This is a genomic window from Gemmatimonadota bacterium (assembly GCA_022560615.1).
Classification (GTDB): domain Bacteria; phylum Gemmatimonadota; class Gemmatimonadetes; order Longimicrobiales; family Gaopeijiaceae; genus UBA1138.
Map to the genome: position 1 here is coordinate 24,689 of JADFSR010000026.1, position 16,647 is coordinate 41,335.

Genomic DNA, 16,647 nt, shown 5'->3' on the forward strand with positions numbered 1-16,647 from the left:
GGAGTGGCCTACGTTGCAGGGGAAAGCGCGGTCGTCGTCTACCTATCTGTTCGGGGACGCAAACGCCAGGTAAGCTCCGAACATGACCGATTTCATCGAGCAGCCTCTTGCTAGGATCGCCGAGGCGCTCCTGAAACGAGAGATCTCCAGCGCGGAGCTCGTGGATGACGCCCTCTCGCGACATGAGCGTCGGGGTGCCGGACTACACGCCTACAAGCATGTAGACGCGCCAGCCGCAAAGAGTGCTGCGCGCCTCGCCGATGACCTGCTCGCGAGCGGGTCGGGTGGACCGCTCTGCGGTATCCCCGTGTCCGTCAAGGACCTCTTTGGGGTTGAGGGCATGCCGACCTTCGCGGGCACCACGCGCCGGCTGCCGCCTTCGTGGGAGAGGGACGCGTGGCTGGTCGCCCAACTGCGGGGACAGGGCGCAGTATTCGTGGGCAAGACCCACACCGTCGAGCTCGCGTACGGCGCAGTCGGCATCAACCCGCACTGGGGCACGCCCCGAAACCCGTGGGATGCCGAAAAAGCTCGCATTCCAGGAGGGTCGTCATGTGGAGCGGGCGTGAGCCTCTGGGAGGGCTCAGCCCTGGTCGCGCTCGGTAGCGACACAGGCGGCTCGATCCGTATCCCGGCGTCCATGACCGGGACGGTCGGCCACAAGCCTACGCACGACCGTTGGTCAGTGGCCGGGGTCGTGCCGCTGAGTACGTCGCTCGACAGCGTCGGCGGACTGACGCGCACCGTGGAGGACAGCGTCTACTTCTTCGGAGCGATCGACCCCGCGTGGGGCGAAGCAAACGCGCTGCTTCGACATCTCTCCACGTTGGCCCCCGCTGGCCACCGCATTGCCGTGCCGAAATGTGACATCTGGGCCGACTGCCAGACCGACATCGCCGACGTCCTGGAGCGTGCGCTCGATGACCTCGATGCGCACGGATGGAGTCACCTGGTCGTGGACGGCTCGCTGCTCGACGAAGCGCAGAGGCTGTACCTGACCGGTGGAATCGCCGGAGCGGAGTGTCGGGCCTTCCTGGAGCGAGACCTGCCGGGTTGGTTGGAGATCCTCCACCCGACGGTGGGCTCGCGCCTCGCCGACGCGCCCGCACACGACTCGGAGCGGTACGCCACATCGATAGCCGAGCGCAAGCAGTTGATGGGCCGTGCGAAAACGCTCTTCGACGGTGCCGATCTGCTCGCGCTGCCTACCGCGATCATCACGCCCCCGCTCGTCTCGGATTTGCACGACCTCGATCGGTACGGAGAGACGAACAACGCGGCGCTCCGGCCCACATGTCCGGTCAGCATGCTCGGCTTGTGCGCGATCACACTTCCCGTAGGGCTCGACCAGGCCAATATGCCGGTGGGTTTGCAGTTGGTCGCGCCGGCAGGTCAGGACGAGATGCTGCTGGGAGCTGCGCTCGCGGTCGAACGAGTGCTCGGGACCGCTGAGGTCCGGCTCGGACGGCCGCCCTACCTCGCCGCAGGCTGACGCGCCTGCGCCCTGATTGCTAGCCCGAGATCGGGCTCTTGGGTATCGTTGTAGGCTCTATCAAAAACCGTCTGGGGACAGGGGAACACGCCCGCCTGATGTCGACCACACACTCCAATTCGCACGACTGGGCCTTGATCCTCGGAGGCTCGAGCGGATTCGGCCTCGCCACGGCGCACAAGCTCTCTCGGCACGGCTTCAACCTCTGTGTCGTGCATCGCGATCGCCGGGGCGCCATGAAGCGCATAGAGCCGGAATTCGAAGCGATACGCGGAAGAGGCGTCTCACTACTCACGTTCAACGCAGACGCGCTGAACGCGGAAAAACGCGACGAGATCCTGGAAGGCCTCGCGGAGGCGCTCGGAGCCGCTGGCGAAGTACGCCTGATGTTGCACTCCATCGCCTTCGGCAACCTCAAGCTGATAGGCCCGGAAAGCGCTTCCGACAACGACGCGCGGGAGCGTTTGGCTTCCGCGATGGACGTCGACCCCCCACAGCTCGCGGAGACCGTCGACGAACTCTTCGAGCAGGACGTGTATGGCCTGCAGGGCATCAGCACCGCACCGGTGTACTCCGCTGATGCGTTCATCGAGGAAGAAGACATGGCGCGCACCATCCACTCGATGGGCACGAGCTTGCTCGGCTGGACTCAGCGGCTTCGCGAACGCGGCATGTTCGCGGACGACGCGCGCGTGCTCGGACTCACCAGCGAGGGCAACACCGTTGCGTGGAAGGGGTATGCGGCGGTCGCCGCGGCCAAAGCCGCGCTGGAGTCCGTGTCCCGATCCATCGCAGTAGAAATGGCGCACTTCGGGATAAGGTCGAACATCATCCAAGCGGGCGTCACGGATACGCCCGCGCTACGCATGATCCCCGGAAGCGGGCACCTGAAAGCGCAGGCGGTGACGCGGAACCCCTTCGGCCGACTCACCACACCCGAGGATGTCGCCAACGTGATCTATCTCCTGTCCCGGCCCGAGGCCGCATGGATCAATGGCGAGATCATTCGCGTAGATGGCGGCGAAGCGATTTCGGGGCTGTCACGATGAGCATGTACCTGCACGGGCTCGGGCACTTCCACCCCGAGAACGAGATCACCAACGAGTTCCTCACCGATCTGGACATCGGCACCAACGCCGAGTGGATCGAAGAGCGCGTCGGCATCCAGTCGCGCCGTACCGTGATGTCGCTCGACTACATCAAGGAGACGCTGAACCGCGACTTCAGCCAGGCCGCCGAAGCGTCCGCCTACACGCACGCCGAGACCGGCAGGCTCGCCTCGGAGATGGCGCTCCAGCGTGCAGGGCTTCGGGCGAGCGACATTGGGATGGTCATCGCCGGAAGCTGCATGCCCGACTTCATGTCCCCTGCCGACGCGTGCACGATCGCGGGGCAGCTCGGCATCGAGGCGCCGTCGTTCGACATCAACTCGGCATGCACGAGCTTCCACGTCGCGCTCTATACGCTGGGCATGATGAGGCCCGAGGCGCTTCCAGAGTTCGTGCTCGTGGTGACGCCGGAGACGGTGACGTGCTCGGTCGACTACTCGGATCGGGCTGGAGCGGTGCTCTGGGGAGACGGCACGACAGCGGCGATCATCTCGACCAAGGTGCGTTCCCGCATCGAGATCCTCGGCAACTCGCTCGAGTCGAGTCCGGCCGGGTGGGACAAGGTCACCATCGGGTCCAACGAGCATTTTCGCCAGAAGGGCCGGACCGTCCAGATGTTCGCCATCAAGAAGACGGTGCGCGTGCTCAAGAGGCTGCAGCGGGAGTTTTCCGACCCCGGCCGGCGCCTCCACTTCGTGGGGCACCAGGCCAACCTGAGGATGCTCGACGCCGTATGTCAGCGGTGCGAGATCTCCGAGGAACTCCACCACAGCAATGTCGTGGACTTCGGAAATACGGGCGCGGCCGGCGCCCCGGGCGTGGTCTCGATGCGTTGGGAGGAGTGGCAGCCAGGCGACGACGTGGCCTTAGTTGGCGTCGGTTCGGGCCTCACCTGGTCGGGGCACCTCTATCGCTTCGGGGAGGCTTCGTGACCTACGAGGACTTTCTGGCTCGGCCATATCTCACGCATGAAGAGATTCTGGCCATGTCCTACGGACGTCTGATCGACGACCCGCCCGAGAACTTCAAGACCCGCCTTCCCGCGCCCCCTATGCTCATGGTCGACCGTGTGGTCGAGATGACCCAGAACGGGCGCAAAGGTCGTATCGTGGGCGAGAAAGACATCCGCCTGGACGACTGGTTCTTCCAGTGTCACTTCACCGCCGACCCCGTGCAGCCCGGCTGCCTCGGGGTCGACGCGGTATGGCAGCTCATCGGCCTCTACTGCACGTGGCGGGGAGCGATGGGTACGGGACGCGCGCTCGGCGCCGGCGAGATCGAGTTCTTCGGGCAGATCCGCCCGCACGACAAAGTCGTGCGCTACGAGGTCGACATCGTCCGCTACCAGGCCCTACCCAAATCCGGCTCCGCGATCGCCATCGGCGACGCCCGCGTGATGGTAGACGGCGAGGAGATCTACACGATCAAGCGCGCCAAAGTCGGGGCCTTCCTCGACATCGACTATCCCGACTATCCGTACCCGAGCGAGCGCTCGCGCGGCGGCAAGATGGAACACGAATGAGCGACGATTGCACAGGCGTCGTACTCACGCCCCGGGAGGTGCTCGAGCTGCTCCCACAGAAAGACCCCTTCCTCTTCGTGGACGAGGTCCTGGAAGTCTCGTACGACCACATCGTCGCCCGCTTCACGTTCCGCCATGATCACGACTTCTATCGTGGCCACTTCCCCCATCGCCCGGTGACCCCGGGCGTGATCCTGCTCGAGAGCCTCGCTCAGGTCGGCGTTGTCGCACTCGGCCTGTACCTGATCGCGTGGGATCAGGGCCGCGACGCAGTACTCAACGCGTTGGCGCTCTTCACCGACGCCAACGTCGAGTTCACCGGTCTCGTGAGCCCGGGTGACCGCGTGACCATCCGCGCGACGAAGGTCTTCTTCCGGCGGGGAAAGATCCGCTCGAAGGCCGAAATGACGCTCGACGACGGCACCGTCGTCTGCTCAGGAACAATCTCTGGCATGGGAGTGCCCCGGTAGTGAATCGACGTGTGGTCATCACAGGCTTGGGCGTCGTCGCCCCGAACGGCAATGGACTCGAGGCCTACGAAGCCGCGCTGCGCGCGGGCGCTTCGGGGATCCGTCACCTTCCTCTTCTGGAGGAGCTCAACTTTGGCTGCACCGCCGCTGGTGTGCCCCAGGAAACGGACGCGATCGCCGAAGCGTACTTCGACGAGGACGAGCTGCTCGCAATGAACTCCAATCACCGCTTCGGCTGCATCGCGGCGGTGGATGCGTGGACCGACGCCGGATTCGAGCGACCGGCGCACGGAGACGATCACGTCTACTGGGAGGCCGGCGCGGTGATCGGCACCGGCATCGGCGGGCTCGATACCGCGGGCGCGAAGCTGATCCCCCTGACGGATGCCGCAAAGGTGCGCCGCCTCGGCAGCACGATCGTCGAGCAGATCATGGGCAGCGGAGTCTCGGCCCGCGTTTCTGGCTTGCTTGCGCTCGGCAACCAGGTCACGTCCAACTCGAGCGCGTGCAGCACGGGTGCTGAGGCGATCGTGGGAGGGTACCAGCGCATCCAGAGCGGTCTCGCTGACCGCATGTTGTGCGGCGGGAGCGAGGGGTCGAGCCACTACATCTGGGCGGGCTTCGACGCGATGCGTGTGCTCTCCCGAAAATTCAACGACGAGCCAGAGAAGGCTTCTCGACCGCTCTCCGCCTCTGCCGCCGGTTTCGTGCCGGGCAGCGGTGCCGGAATCGTCCACCTCGAGAGCCTCGAGAGCGCCCAGGCGCGAGGTGCGAGGATCTACGCCGAAGTGCTGGGCGCCTCGCTGAATTGCGGCGGACACCGGCAGGGCGGCAGCATGACGGCGCCGAACCAAACGAGCGTGCGGCGCTGTATCCGACAGGCGGTCGAGGATGCGGGTATCGAGTCTGACGAGATCGACGCCATTAACGGCCACCTCACGGCCACGGGAGCCGACCCATACGAGGTCGAGTCCTGGGCGGTCGCGCTCGAACGCACGCCGGAGAACTTGCCGCTCATCTGCTCGACGAAATCCATGATCGGGCACGGCCTGGGAGCCGCCGGAGCGATGGAATCAGTGGCATGCATCCTCATGCTGCACGGTGGCTTCGTGCACCCGTCGATCAACTGCGAGGATGTGCACCCCGAGATCGAGCCGTACGCCGCCTCGATCCCCCACGAGGTCGCGGAAACGCCCGAGTTACGCACGATCATCAAGGCCGGCTTCGGCTTCGGCGACGTGAACGTATGCGTGCTCTTCCGTAAGTGGTCCGACTGACCTTAGTCTTTACGACCCCAATATCGAACTCACAGGAGCTACCACGCCCATGGATCAGAGTGAGATCCGCGCTAAGATCGTTGAAATCATCGCCGTCTATGCCAAAGACAAAGACGCCTTGGCGTCGGCGACCGACGAAACGAACATCCTTCAGGACCTGAAGGTGAACTCGGCGCGGCTGGTAGACGTCATCCTCGACTTCGAGGACGCCTTCGACATCGAGGTCGAAGACGAAGACGCCGACAATGTGAATACCATTGGGGACGCCGTCTCCCTCATCGCGGCCAAGCTCTGAGCGTCGAGATGAGTCTGCCTGCCGCAACGCGCTTCAACCTCTTCTTGCAACGAGAGGTCGGGAGGCTGTGGTCGGTCGTCTGGGTTCCTTCGGCCATCTTCGTGCTCAGCGTCGTCATGCGGTATCGCATTCGAGACGTCAGGGAGCTTCGCCGACGCTTCCGCAGGCTCGTCAAGGAGACCGACAAGCCGATCCTGATCTGCCCCAACCATCTGACCATGGTCGATTCGGCTTTGGTGACGTGGGCGCTCGGCGGGCCCTGGTGGTTGGTGTTCCACTACCGCTGGGTGCCGTGGAACCTACCCGAGTACCACAACTTCGCCTCGGTGTGGATCAGCCGAATGGCCGCGTGGGCGACCAAGTGCATCCCGATCGTGCGCGGCGGTGAGCGCGCACAGGTCTCGAAGGTGCTCAAGCGCATCCAGCACGTCGTTTCGCGCGGCGACACGGCAATCATCTTCGCGGAGGGTGGTCGCAGCCGGACCGGCCGCATCCAGATGGAGACGATCGCACACGGTATGGGCAGGATCGTGAATTCCATCCCCGACTGTCACGCCCTATGCGTGTATCTGCGTGGCGACCGGCAGGACAGGTGGTCGACGATCCCGAAGCGGGGCGATTCGTTCTACGTGGACTTCGAAGTGTTCCGCCCCGAGTCCGAGAATTCCGGCATGCGCCGCTCGCGTGACTTCGCGATCCAGATCGCAGACCGCCTGGTGCAGCTAGAGGAGAAGTACTTCGCACGACAGCGGGCGACGGTCTAGACGCCGTCGGAGGGGCACCCGTGATGTGGCCGTGTAAGGGCCTCGACTTCAGTTGGGAAGACTGGTTCTTCGCGCTCGAGTCTTCGCTCACCCCTCCTCGCCGCCAGACCGTGCGTGCCCGGGTCGAGCGGCTCTGGTCCGAAGAGGGTGACGCGATCGCCTGCCTCACCGTGCGCTCCGCGTTCGACCTCTTCCTGCGATCGATGCAGTGGGACGCGGGCGACGACATCATCTTCTCGGCCGTCACGGTACCCGACATGCCGGTCCTCGCCCACCACCATGGTCTGCGCACTGTGCCGTTGGACATCGACCCGCTCACAACAGTGTGGGACGTCGCTGAGCTCGAGGCACTGATCGGTCCACGCACGCGGGCCGTGGTGCTCACACATCTCTATGGAGCCCGACTCGACATCGAGCCCGCCGTCGAGGTCGCTCGGCGTCACGGGATCATGGTGATCGAGGACTGCGCCGAGGCATACGCGGGCCCGGAGTGGACCGGGCACGCCGAAGCGGACCTCAACCTCTTTTCCTTCGGCCCCCTGAAGACGGCGACCGCGGTCGGAGGAGGGATCGTGCGCGTGAGGGATGTGGAGGTACGAGAACGAATGCGCTCGCTGCTGGAGAGTGATCCGGTACAACCCACTCGCGAGTACCTAGGGCGGCTGATGACGTACGGCGCCCTCAAGGCTTCCACCAATCCTCATCTGTTCGGCATGTTCATCGCGGCGCTGGGCGCACTGCGGATCGACCACGAGGAGCTCATTCACGGGCTCACACGCAGCGTGAGGAACGAAGATCTGCTCACCACAATCCGTCGCCAGCCGTGCGCGGCATTGCTGGCGCTGCTCGAGCGACGCCTCTGCGAAGGGAACGCGGCGATCTCGAGACGCACCGAGCTGGGCCGCACGCTCTGCGCGGCGTTGGGACCGGAAGTCGACCTACCCACGCGCGACGCCGACGTCCACAGCTATTGGTTGTTGCCGGTCCTCACCTCCGACCGCGACGCGCTGGCTCGAGAGCTTCGCAGCGAGGGTTTTTACCCGATGTCCGGCCGTCTCGACGTGGTCACGGACGGCGCCGACGCGGATGCCGCGCCACTGGGCGCGAAGAGACTCGTCACCGAGAGCGTGTATCTCCCCTTCGATCCTCAGATGCCCGCGCACGAGCTGCGGCGCCTGGGAAGGATCGTGACCGCTGTGGCGAAGACGGCATCCATTCCAGCCTAGGCTGTTGGCTTTCTCGCCCCGTTCCCTTGCGTCTCCCTCGGTGATCCCGAATGGTGTGCCACCTCACACTGCGACTTACTCCTCCCCGTGGAGAGATCGATGTTCCGGACACCCCGGCTGTTGTGGTTCGCTCTGGTCCTGGTCGGGATCCCTGAGCCCGCGAGGACACAGGGAACCGAGCCCGTAGTGGACCCCTCCGTCTTCCAGGAGATGGAGTGGCGCTCGATCGGCCCATTCCGGGGTGGTCGTTCGGTGGCGTCGGTGGGCGTGGCGTCGGAGCCGATGACGTACTACATGGGCACAGTGGGCGGTGGAGTGTGGAAGACGACCGACGCGGGCATCACCTGGGACAACGTTTCCGACGGCCAGCTCGCAACCTCCTCGGTCGGTGCGATCGCGGTCGCGGAGTCCGACCCGAACGTCGTCTACGTCGGGATGGGCGAGCACGCGATCCGTGGTGTGATGACGTCCCACGGAGACGGCGTCTACCGCTCGACGGACGCCGGCCGGACCTGGACCCACGCGGGACTCGATCGCACACGGGCAATCTCACGAATACGCGTCCACCCCACCAATCCCGACCTCGTGTACGTGGCGGCGCAGGGCGCGCCGTACGGCGCGAACGAGGAGCGCGGCATCTATCGTTCGGAAGATGGTGGGGGGACGTGGGAGAAGATTCTCTACGTCGACGAGAACTCAGGCGCGTCCGACCTCTCCATGGACATGAGCAATCCGCGTATCCTGTACGCCGCGTTCTGGGAGCATCGTCGGCTACCCTGGCAGGTGCAGAGCGGCGGCCCGGGCAGCGGTTTTTGGAAGTCGACGGACGGTGGAGACACCTGGAATCGAATCGAGAACGGTATGCCCGAGCTGATGGGCAAGACCTCGATCGACGTGTCGCGAGCGAACCCCGACCGGGTGTTCGCCATCGTCGAGGCCGATCCGGGCGGTGGCATCTTCCGCTCGGACGATGGAGGCGAGTCGTGGGAACTCGTCAGTGACAACTGGTCGGCGCGCGCCCGCGCGTGGTACTACATCGAGATCTTCGCCGATCCGCTGGACCAAGAGACTGTCTACGTGCTCAACGCCCCGATGATGCGATCCATCGACGGCGGTCGGAACTTCACCGTCGTCGGTGTGCCGCACGGCGACACGCACGATCTGTGGATCAATCCGAACGACAGCGAGACCATGATCAACGCCAACGACGGCGGCGCCAACGTCTCCTTCAACGGCGGAGACTCTTGGTCCACGCAACGGAATCAACCGACCGCGCAGTTCTACCGCGTCAACGTGGACAACCGTTTCCCCTACCACGTTTACGGCGGCCAGCAAGACAACAGCTCGGTCGCGATCGCGAGCATGGGCAACGGCGGCATCACGTGGAAGGACTGGTACCCGGTGGGAGGGTGTGAGAGCGCCTACACGGCCTTCGATCCCGACGACCCGCGCTTCGTTTATGCAGGATGCTACATGGGCATCATCAGTGAGTACGACCACCGAACCACCGGTTCCAGGGATGTCGGCGTGTATCCGGTGGTGCCCGCGGCCCTCCAGAGCCGCGAGATGAGATACCGGTACAACTGGAACGCGCCCATCGTCGCGTCGCCGCACGACTACAGCACGATCTACCACGCGTCGAACCACCTCGTGCGCACGCGCGACCGCGGCATGACGTGGGAGGAGATCAGCCCGGACCTGACCCGCGACGAGGACGACAAGCAGGGATATGGCGGTGGCCCGATTACGGGCGAGGGCGCCGGGGGCGAGATCTACGGGACGATCTACTACATGATCGAGTCCGAGCACGAGCGCGGTACGATCTGGACGGGCAGCGACGACGGGCTGATCCACCTGACCCGCGACGACGGCGCGACCTGGACCGACGTAACCCCGGAGGGGCTCGACGAGGGCCAGATCAACGCCATCGAAGTCTCACCGCACGATCCCGCGACGGCGTACGTCGCGTACACGCGGTACAAGTTCAACGACTTCACGCCGCACGTGCTGGTCACCAACGACTACGGAGAGAACTGGGACGACCGCACGAACGGGATCGCTGAGGAAGATTGGGTGAAGGTCGTTCGCGAAGACCCGGTGAGGCCCGGTTTGTTGTACCTAGGAACCGAGACGGGGATCTACGTATCGTGGGACAGTGGGGAGCAGTGGCAGTCTCTGCGACTCAACCTGCCAAATACGCCCATCAACGACCTCATCATCCAGCGTCGCGAGAACGACCTCGTGGCAGCAACGTCCGGCCGGGGCTTCTGGATCCTGGACGACCTGACCCCTTTGCAGACCGCGCTGGACGTCCAGCCGAGCGAGACGCATCTGCTGCCGCCGCGCCACGCCTATCGCCTGGCGAGCGGTGGCTCCGGTGGTTCCGCGAACAACGTCGGGCAGAATCCGCCGAACGGCGCAGTGCTGAACTTCCACCTGGCAGAAGAACCCGCGGAGGGCGACACCGTCGCCGTCGAGATCCTCGGCACCGGCGGGGACGTCATTCGAACCTACTCGACACATCCCGACGATGACCTCAGCCCGGGTGCCGAGCCCATGTCGCTGAGCGCCGGACACAACCGAGTCGTATGGAATCTCCGCCACGAGCAGATCCCGAACATCCCGGGTGCGTACGTCTTCGGATCACTCGCCGGCAGGCGCGTGGTGCCAGGCACCTACCAGGTCCGGCTCACCGCAGGCGACGTCACGATGACCCAGCCACTCGAGGTGCGCATGGATCCACGCGTCGACACAGACCTGGCCGAGTTCATCGAGCAGGACGAGTTCGTCGCGCAGGTCGCCGCCGAGCTGACCGAGATCCACCGCTCCGCCATGGACGTGAACGACGTAGAGGAGCAGATCGGCACGCTGGTCGGCCGTATCGAGGGCCGGGAAGGCGCCGACGTAGTCGGGGAAGCCGCGGACGAACTCACCGCCGATCTGGAAGCCGTCGCAGACTCGCTCTACCAGGCACGGGTCGTAGACGGACAGACCGTGATCAACTTCCCATCTCGCCTCAAGTTCCAGTACATCGTATTGCACGGAAACGCCGAGCGCGCGGAGGCGGGCGTGACGCGAGGCTCGCACGACGTGCTCGGGGACCTACGCATACGGTGGACTCGGCACCGTTCGACGGTGCAAGACCTGCTCGGACCGAGGCTCGATGCGTTCAACGATCTGCTCGGGCAGTACGGCTTCGGAGCGATCATCGGACCGCTCGAGCGCCGCGGGCCGATCAGTTGAGGGGAACGTAGTCAGCGCACCACCACCGGCGCGACGGCCCGAGCTCATCCCCCGAGATGGGGATACCGCTTTCGCCCACGGTCCGACCCCAGGTGCCGTACTCCTCGGCCAGACTCTGGTCGGCTCGGAACTCGGGCCCTTCCCAGAGCAGAAGCATGTACCGCTCATCGACCGGCACGCCCCGACCGATCTGCGCCGTGCCCCATCCAGACACGAACAGCACTACAGCGGCAGCCGCCTGGAGCATCCTCATCCGCAGCGTCGTGTTGGATCGGTGGAGCGCGCCACGCCCCCTCAACCCGTACCGTCCGATACCCGGACGGCATCGCTTCGAATGCGCGCTCGAGGTCGAGCTTGCTTGCCATGTCGTGCGAGTCTGGAGACGGCGGCAGCTCCTCCGGTAGTGCCTCTCCGTCCCGCTGCTCCCACCGAATCCGCTCCAGCGCGCAACGCACCACGATCGACGACAGCCAGGTGCGCAGAGACGACCGAGCCTCGAACGACTTCAGACCGCGTACGGCTCGCCACCACCCCTCCTGCAGCACGTCCTCCGCAGCGGACTCCGAACCGCCGGTCATGCGCAGCGCGAGCCGGAAGAGCGCGGGCGAATGCTCCCGGTACATCTGCCGGAACGCCTGCTCGCTGCCGCGCACGACTTCCCGAATCAGCGCCGCCTCGTCGACCCCCTCGACGTCGGCGACGCTCACGACAGCAACCCCCGCTCACCATGCGCCGCACGTCATCGACGCACGGTGCTTTCGGCTGTCACGGTCGCAAAGTCGTCCACTACCACGAGGATGTTCGAGAGGGGCGTCCCAGGGTCCACGATCATCGCTGCCTCGGGAGACGGCGGCCCACTCAGCCCAATCGCCTCTTCGGTCAGGTACGGGAAGTAGATCATGAGATGGGGCCGCCAGGCTCCGGCTGGCTGGCCTTCATCGCTGATCAGCTCCTGTCCGGCCGACATCATGTAGGAGATCACGGGGCGGCTCGGCAGCCGAAATTCGCCGGTCCTCAGACCCTCGGCGACTACCGCCTCGATTTCCTCGCCGCTCTTGCCTTGGTCCCAGAGCTCCATCTGCCGAAGGTGGATCGGCAGGATCGTGCGCGCACCTTCTTCGTCGAAGCAATGCGGCTCCAGGCTGTCTGGCCAACTGCGCGCGACGTAGCACGTCACGCCGTTCGAGCCCTCGTGGCCCACGTCGAAGCCGTTACCGTTCCACAGCAGAACGGTGGCCTCCTGTGAAACCGTCGGAGGAGCGGCGCTCCGTGCCAGATCCATCTCCAGGGTGCGCGGAAGTACTTCGCGCGCGCCCGCTCGACCGCTCTCCACACTCTGCGCGGAAAGCGTACCCGCCGTTGTCAGCATGACCGCAAGCATCCCGATCGTCCGCATCGCACCCCCCCCCGTGCCGTGTGCTCGTGTGCTGCACAGTGACACAGGGGGGTGATAGGGTTGCATGCCCCCGTCGGGCTACGGGATACCGTTACCGCGTGCGCTCCCGGATCAGATCCGCGGTACGTGCCGCGCGCGCCTCGGAGATCTCACGGCCCAGCATGAGAGCGCGCTCCAGGTCCTCGAGCGAAAAGCCATCGATTATTGCCTGGCCCGTCTCCATGCGTTCGGCCCACCGGACCGACGCGGGATCGGAGGCCATCATGTTGAGGGTGATCCCTGGGCCGTCGTGCAGCCCATCATCGGGCATGGCGTCGGTGACCAGACCCCTCTCACGCAGGACATTCCGCGAACCTTCGGGCGCACGGTAGTACTCGGGGATGTGAATCGCCTTGGCTTCACCCGCCCATTGGGCGGTCAGCGTCTCTGCGACGTTGTTCATGCCGGAGCGGTTACCACCTGAGTCGCCGATGAAGATGATGTTCTCGAAGCCGTGCACTTTGAGGCTGTGCGCGATATCGGTCAGCAGAGCCTCGAAGGTCTCCTGACGAAGGCTGATCGTGCCCGGGCTGCGCATGTGGCCCGATTGGGGTTCGATATCGCCCTCAGGAACCCACTTCACGATCGGGGCGCAGAGCGCATTGCCCAGATTGCGCGCGATCGCCTCGCAGTTGGCGTCGAGCACGTAGTTGTGCTTACCGGTGACGAGCCAGGGACCGTTCGGCTCCATGCCACCGGTCGCGATGATCGCAGTGGTCTTTCCAGCGGCGAGCGCGTCGCGGATATCCATCCACGTCATTTCCCCGAGCCACACCGTGTTGGTTTCGGGCAACGGGTTCGGCGTGTCCGAACAGTTGTACGTGTTCTGACGGCAGTCCCCACCACCCATCGTGCGCGGATCGGGCGCCGGGCGCTGGCCTCGACCGCCCCGACCACCAGCCGCACCCCGGCCGCCACCGCCCGCTCGCTGGGGGCGAACAGGAGGAGGCACCGTCCCTCCGTTTTCGATCGCAGCGTTGATCGCGCTCACGGTATGGCTCGCCCGGAACGCGACGAGCGCGCGGGCCAGCTCCAGATTTTTCACGCGATCGGCCATCGAGACGCCGTTGATCGTGGCGAGGCCAGCCTCCACGCGCTCGGCCCAGCGGATCGAGCTCGGGTCGTCGATGAACATGTTGAGCGAGATGATCGGGTCGTCGTGCAGATTGTCCGCTTCACCCCAAATCACGCCGTGCTCTTCCTCCATGTACCGCGTCACGCTCGCGTAGTCGTAATACTCCTGGACGTGGGCCACGACCGGATTGCCACCCCACCGCTCCGTGAGCCGGTCCGCCACCGCGCGTTGGCCGCCTTGATTCCCGCCGGAGTCGCCGAAGAAGATGATCTTTTTGAAGCCGTGCATCCTGAAGGAGTGCGCGACATCGGTGAGCACGGCCTCGAACGTCTCCTGGCGGGTGCTGATCGTGCCCGGGCTCCTCATGTGACCGCTCGGGGGTTCGATGTCGCCTTCCGGCACGAACGGGATGATGGGAGCGCACAGGGCGTCGCCGAGCCGGCGGGCGATCGCCTCGCAGTTGGTATGCAGCACGTAGTTGTGCTTCCCGGTGGCCAACCACGGACCGTTCGGCTCCATGCCGCCCGTCGGGATCAGCACCGTCGTCTTCCCGGCGGCCAGAGCGTCGCGCACATCCATCCACGTCATTTCCTCCACCCAAACCGTCGTCGCCGTGGGCAGTGGGTTCGGGGTGTCCGCGCAGTTGTAGACGTTGGCTTCACACCGCCCACCACCCAGGTCGCGGGGGTCGGGAGCCCGCCGCTGCTGTGCGAGAACAGGCGTGCTCAGCACGAGCGCGAAGCTGACGGTCAAGAGGAGGGTCTTCATGGTCGTCTCCGGGAGGTCGGTCTTTGACGCTCCAGACAGGTGTGGTTACGAAGCTGTTGAGTATTCAGCGCTGTTGAGTATTCAGCCTTTGGGCTGAACGGGCAAACGCGGGGTCGCGGACGAGCAACGCCGCTCTCGCCCTACTCCCCCCCGTCCGGCGTCCTCAAAACCTTCCAATAACACCACCCCACCAGACCCCACACGAAGCTCAGCGAGCCAACCATCAGAATCCATCCACCGATCGTCATTCTACCGCCTCCCTGGCCGCGGCCTCTGGTGTCCACTCAGGCAACATCTCCTTGCCATCCAAATCGAGTCCGGCCGCCTTCCAGCGCTTCTCGCCGACCCTCACGCAGGCCACGAGCACGATCATCGTCACCGCGATGAGCGCGAGCGCGAGCTGTGCCAATGGCTGCTCACCGATCTGGCCGATCGACGCCGGCAGGTCGGTGATGCAGAACATGACGAGCACCACCAGCAGATATACCGGCGCGACGTACTTCATGATGAAGCGGAAGACCGCCGGAATCCGGATCTGAGCGCCGTGATGGATCTCGTCCCACCCGATGTCGATCCCGAAGATCCAGCTGAAGCAGATGATCTCGACCAGCGCCATGATCAAGATCAGGAAGGTGCCTACCCAAAAGTCGATCGTGCTCCAGAAGACCGCGCCCTCCGTGAAGTAGATGACCATGAAGGAGCCAACGAGGCAGAGCCCGACCATGTAGAGCGTGCCGCGCTTCCGGTCCACGCCGAGGGACTCCTGAAGGAAGGCGACCGCCGGCTGATACATCGACAACGAGCTCGTCACCGCGGCCAAGAAGAGCATGAAGAACCAAACGGCGCCCACCGCCGGGCCGATCGTGCCCATCTGGGCGAAGACCACAGGCAGGGTCTGGAAACCGAGGCCGAACGTGCCCGTCTGCACGGCCGCGACCGTGCCGGTCAGGCCGAGAAAGACAAACGAAGCCGTGAGTGTGATCAGGCCGCCGAAGCCGACCTCGAACGCCTCGTTGGTCGCAGCCGCCGTGAGCCCGGACAGCGCCACATCGTCGTTGCGCTTCAGGTACGACGCGTAGTTGATGATGATGCCGAAGCCCACCGAGATGCTGAAGAAGATCTGCCCCGCCGCGGCGAGCCACGTCCGCGGGCGGAGCAGCGCACCGAAGTCGGGATTCCACATGTAGGCGAGGCCAGCCATCACGTTCTGATCCGGCAGCTCCGGGTTTGGCGTGCCGAGTGTCAGCACTCGGATCAGCACGATAAGCGCACACACGGCCATGATCGGCATCGCGAACGAAACGAACTTCTCGATACCCTTCGAGAGTCCACGTAGGATGAGGTAGACGTTCAGCCCGAACGTCAGAACCCAAAAGACGATCGTCGGCACGCGGCCCGCGCCGAACATGAGCCCGTTGCCGGCGGTACCGGTGAAGTCGTTGTAGAACCGTGTCGAGGCGGACGTCTGCTCCGCCAAAGCCATCGTGCCGTCGATGCCGATCGTGCCCGTCACGTAAGCGTAGAAGTAACCCAAGCACCAGGCGGCGATGAACGTGTAGTAGAACGAGACCGCGAGCGGAATCATGACGCCGGTCACGCCCAGGTACCGAGCGATTCGGCCCTTGCCGATCACGCCGAGGATCGCGGGCGCGGAGTGGAAGCCCTTTTGGCCGCCATACCGTCCCATGGCCCACTCGGCCCAGCAGATCGGGATGCCGAGGAAGATCAGCGCGCAGAAGTACGGGATGAGGAACGCGCCTCCCCCGTTGGCGGCGGCCTGCCCCGGAAAGCGCAGGAAGTTCCCGAGCCCGACCGCCGAGCCCGAGACCGCCAGGATGACGCCCAATCGGGACCCCCACCGCTCCTTCTTTCCCGTCATTCGCCTCTCCGTGACTGGGTGTTCTTCTCTCGGTGTCCGCAGCGCCAGACCGAGCGACGCGGATGATCCACTTCCCCGGCGGGTCGGGCAAG

The 16,647-nt window shown here is 65.0% G+C and carries 15 protein-coding genes; 10 read left to right on the plus strand and 5 right to left on the minus strand.

Annotated features, from left to right (window positions below; all coding sequences use genetic code 11):
- Positions 1–82: 82 nt before the first annotated feature.
- The 10 genes from IIB36_14150 (at position 83) to IIB36_14195 (ending at position 11,398) form a co-directional block, all read left to right on the plus strand.
- Complete coding sequence (locus IIB36_14150; protein MCH7532881.1) at positions 83–1,492, plus strand: amidase; 1,410 nt, start codon at positions 83–85, stop codon at positions 1,490–1,492.
- A 98-nt stretch (positions 1,493–1,590) separates the two neighbouring features.
- Entirely contained in the window at positions 1,591–2,541 is a 951-nt protein-coding gene (locus IIB36_14155) for an SDR family oxidoreductase (GenBank protein ID MCH7532882.1), read from the plus strand.
- Between the two features lie 2 nt (positions 2,542–2,543).
- Entirely contained in the window at positions 2,544–3,533 is a 990-nt protein-coding gene (locus IIB36_14160; protein ID MCH7532883.1) for a ketoacyl-ACP synthase III, read from the plus strand.
- Positions 3,530–4,123 carry a bifunctional 3-hydroxydecanoyl-ACP dehydratase/trans-2-decenoyl-ACP isomerase gene (gene fabA / locus IIB36_14165; GenBank protein MCH7532884.1) on the plus strand — a complete coding sequence of 198 codons (594 nt, stop codon included), beginning with the start codon at positions 3,530–3,532 and terminating at the stop codon, positions 4,121–4,123. Before IIB36_14160 ends, fabA begins: the two co-directional genes overlap by 4 nt.
- Complete coding sequence (locus IIB36_14170; GenBank protein ID MCH7532885.1) at positions 4,120–4,593, plus strand: beta-hydroxyacyl-ACP dehydratase; 474 nt, start codon at positions 4,120–4,122, stop codon at positions 4,591–4,593. Before fabA ends, IIB36_14170 begins: the two co-directional genes overlap by 4 nt.
- On the plus strand, positions 4,593–5,870 hold the full coding sequence (locus IIB36_14175; GenBank protein ID MCH7532886.1) for a beta-ketoacyl-[acyl-carrier-protein] synthase family protein: 1,278 nt from the start codon (positions 4,593–4,595) through the stop codon (positions 5,868–5,870). The genes IIB36_14170 and IIB36_14175 overlap by 1 nt, the downstream gene beginning before the upstream one ends.
- Positions 5,871–5,919: 49 nt before the next feature.
- Positions 5,920–6,165, plus strand: a complete 246-nt coding sequence (locus IIB36_14180; GenBank protein ID MCH7532887.1) for an acyl carrier protein — start codon at positions 5,920–5,922, stop codon at positions 6,163–6,165.
- An 8-nt stretch (positions 6,166–6,173) separates the two neighbouring features.
- Positions 6,174–6,929 carry a 1-acyl-sn-glycerol-3-phosphate acyltransferase gene (locus IIB36_14185; protein MCH7532888.1) on the plus strand — a complete coding sequence of 252 codons (756 nt, stop codon included), beginning with the start codon at positions 6,174–6,176 and terminating at the stop codon, positions 6,927–6,929.
- A gap of 23 nt (positions 6,930–6,952) precedes the next feature.
- The gene (locus IIB36_14190; protein MCH7532889.1) at positions 6,953–8,155 is read left to right on the plus strand and encodes a DegT/DnrJ/EryC1/StrS family aminotransferase; all 1,203 of its coding nucleotides are present in this window, start codon (positions 6,953–6,955) and stop codon (positions 8,153–8,155) included.
- A gap of 99 nt (positions 8,156–8,254) precedes the next feature.
- The gene (locus IIB36_14195; GenBank protein ID MCH7532890.1) at positions 8,255–11,398 is read left to right on the plus strand and encodes a glycosyl hydrolase; all 3,144 of its coding nucleotides are present in this window, start codon (positions 8,255–8,257) and stop codon (positions 11,396–11,398) included.
- Here the strand turns inward: IIB36_14195 and IIB36_14200 are convergent.
- The 5 genes from IIB36_14200 to IIB36_14220 all read right to left on the minus strand — a co-directional run bounded on the left by IIB36_14200 (position 11,391) and on the right by IIB36_14220 (position 16,555).
- Positions 11,391–11,555 carry a hypothetical protein gene (locus tag IIB36_14200; protein MCH7532891.1) on the minus strand — a complete coding sequence of 55 codons (165 nt, stop codon included), beginning with the start codon at positions 11,553–11,555 and terminating at the stop codon, positions 11,391–11,393. The genes IIB36_14195 and IIB36_14200 overlap by 8 nt on opposite strands.
- 7 nt (positions 11,556–11,562) lie before the next feature.
- Positions 11,563–12,105 (minus strand): RNA polymerase sigma factor, encoded by a 543-nt coding sequence (locus IIB36_14205; protein MCH7532892.1) that lies wholly within the window; start codon positions 12,103–12,105, stop codon positions 11,563–11,565.
- Positions 12,106–12,137: 32 nt separating this feature from the next.
- Positions 12,138–12,794, minus strand: coding sequence for a hypothetical protein (locus IIB36_14210; GenBank protein ID MCH7532893.1), 657 nt, complete (start codon positions 12,792–12,794; stop codon positions 12,138–12,140).
- A 91-nt stretch (positions 12,795–12,885) separates the two neighbouring features.
- Entirely contained in the window at positions 12,886–14,676 is a 1,791-nt protein-coding gene (locus IIB36_14215) for a creatininase family protein (GenBank protein ID MCH7532894.1), read from the minus strand.
- 244 nt (positions 14,677–14,920) lie between these two features.
- The gene (locus tag IIB36_14220; protein MCH7532895.1) at positions 14,921–16,555 is read right to left on the minus strand and encodes a sodium-dependent transporter; all 1,635 of its coding nucleotides are present in this window, start codon (positions 16,553–16,555) and stop codon (positions 14,921–14,923) included.
- Between the last annotated feature and the right edge of the window lie 92 nt (positions 16,556–16,647).

Coding starts and splice junctions, on each gene's coding strand:
- IIB36_14150 (MCH7532881.1), top strand. CDS start 83: ATGACCGATTTCATCGAGCAGCCTCTTGCTAGGATCGCCGAGGCGCTC.
- IIB36_14155 (MCH7532882.1), top strand. CDS start 1,591: ATGTCGACCACACACTCCAATTCGCACGACTGGGCCTTGATCCTCGGA.
- IIB36_14160 (MCH7532883.1), top strand. CDS start 2,544: ATGTACCTGCACGGGCTCGGGCACTTCCACCCCGAGAACGAGATCACC.
- IIB36_14170 (MCH7532885.1), top strand. CDS start 4,120: ATGAGCGACGATTGCACAGGCGTCGTACTCACGCCCCGGGAGGTGCTC.
- IIB36_14180 (MCH7532887.1), top strand. CDS start 5,920: ATGGATCAGAGTGAGATCCGCGCTAAGATCGTTGAAATCATCGCCGTC.
- IIB36_14185 (MCH7532888.1), top strand. CDS start 6,174: ATGAGTCTGCCTGCCGCAACGCGCTTCAACCTCTTCTTGCAACGAGAG.
- IIB36_14190 (MCH7532889.1), top strand. CDS start 6,953: ATGTGGCCGTGTAAGGGCCTCGACTTCAGTTGGGAAGACTGGTTCTTC.
- IIB36_14195 (MCH7532890.1), top strand. CDS start 8,255: ATGTTCCGGACACCCCGGCTGTTGTGGTTCGCTCTGGTCCTGGTCGGG.
- IIB36_14200 (MCH7532891.1), bottom strand. CDS start 11,555: ATGCTTCTGCTCTGGGAAGGGCCCGAGTTCCGAGCCGACCAGAGTCTG.
- IIB36_14210 (MCH7532893.1), bottom strand. CDS start 12,794: ATGCGGACGATCGGGATGCTTGCGGTCATGCTGACAACGGCGGGTACG.
- IIB36_14215 (MCH7532894.1), bottom strand. CDS start 14,676: ATGAAGACCCTCCTCTTGACCGTCAGCTTCGCGCTCGTGCTGAGCACG.
- IIB36_14220 (MCH7532895.1), bottom strand. CDS start 16,555: ATGACGGGAAAGAAGGAGCGGTGGGGGTCCCGATTGGGCGTCATCCTG.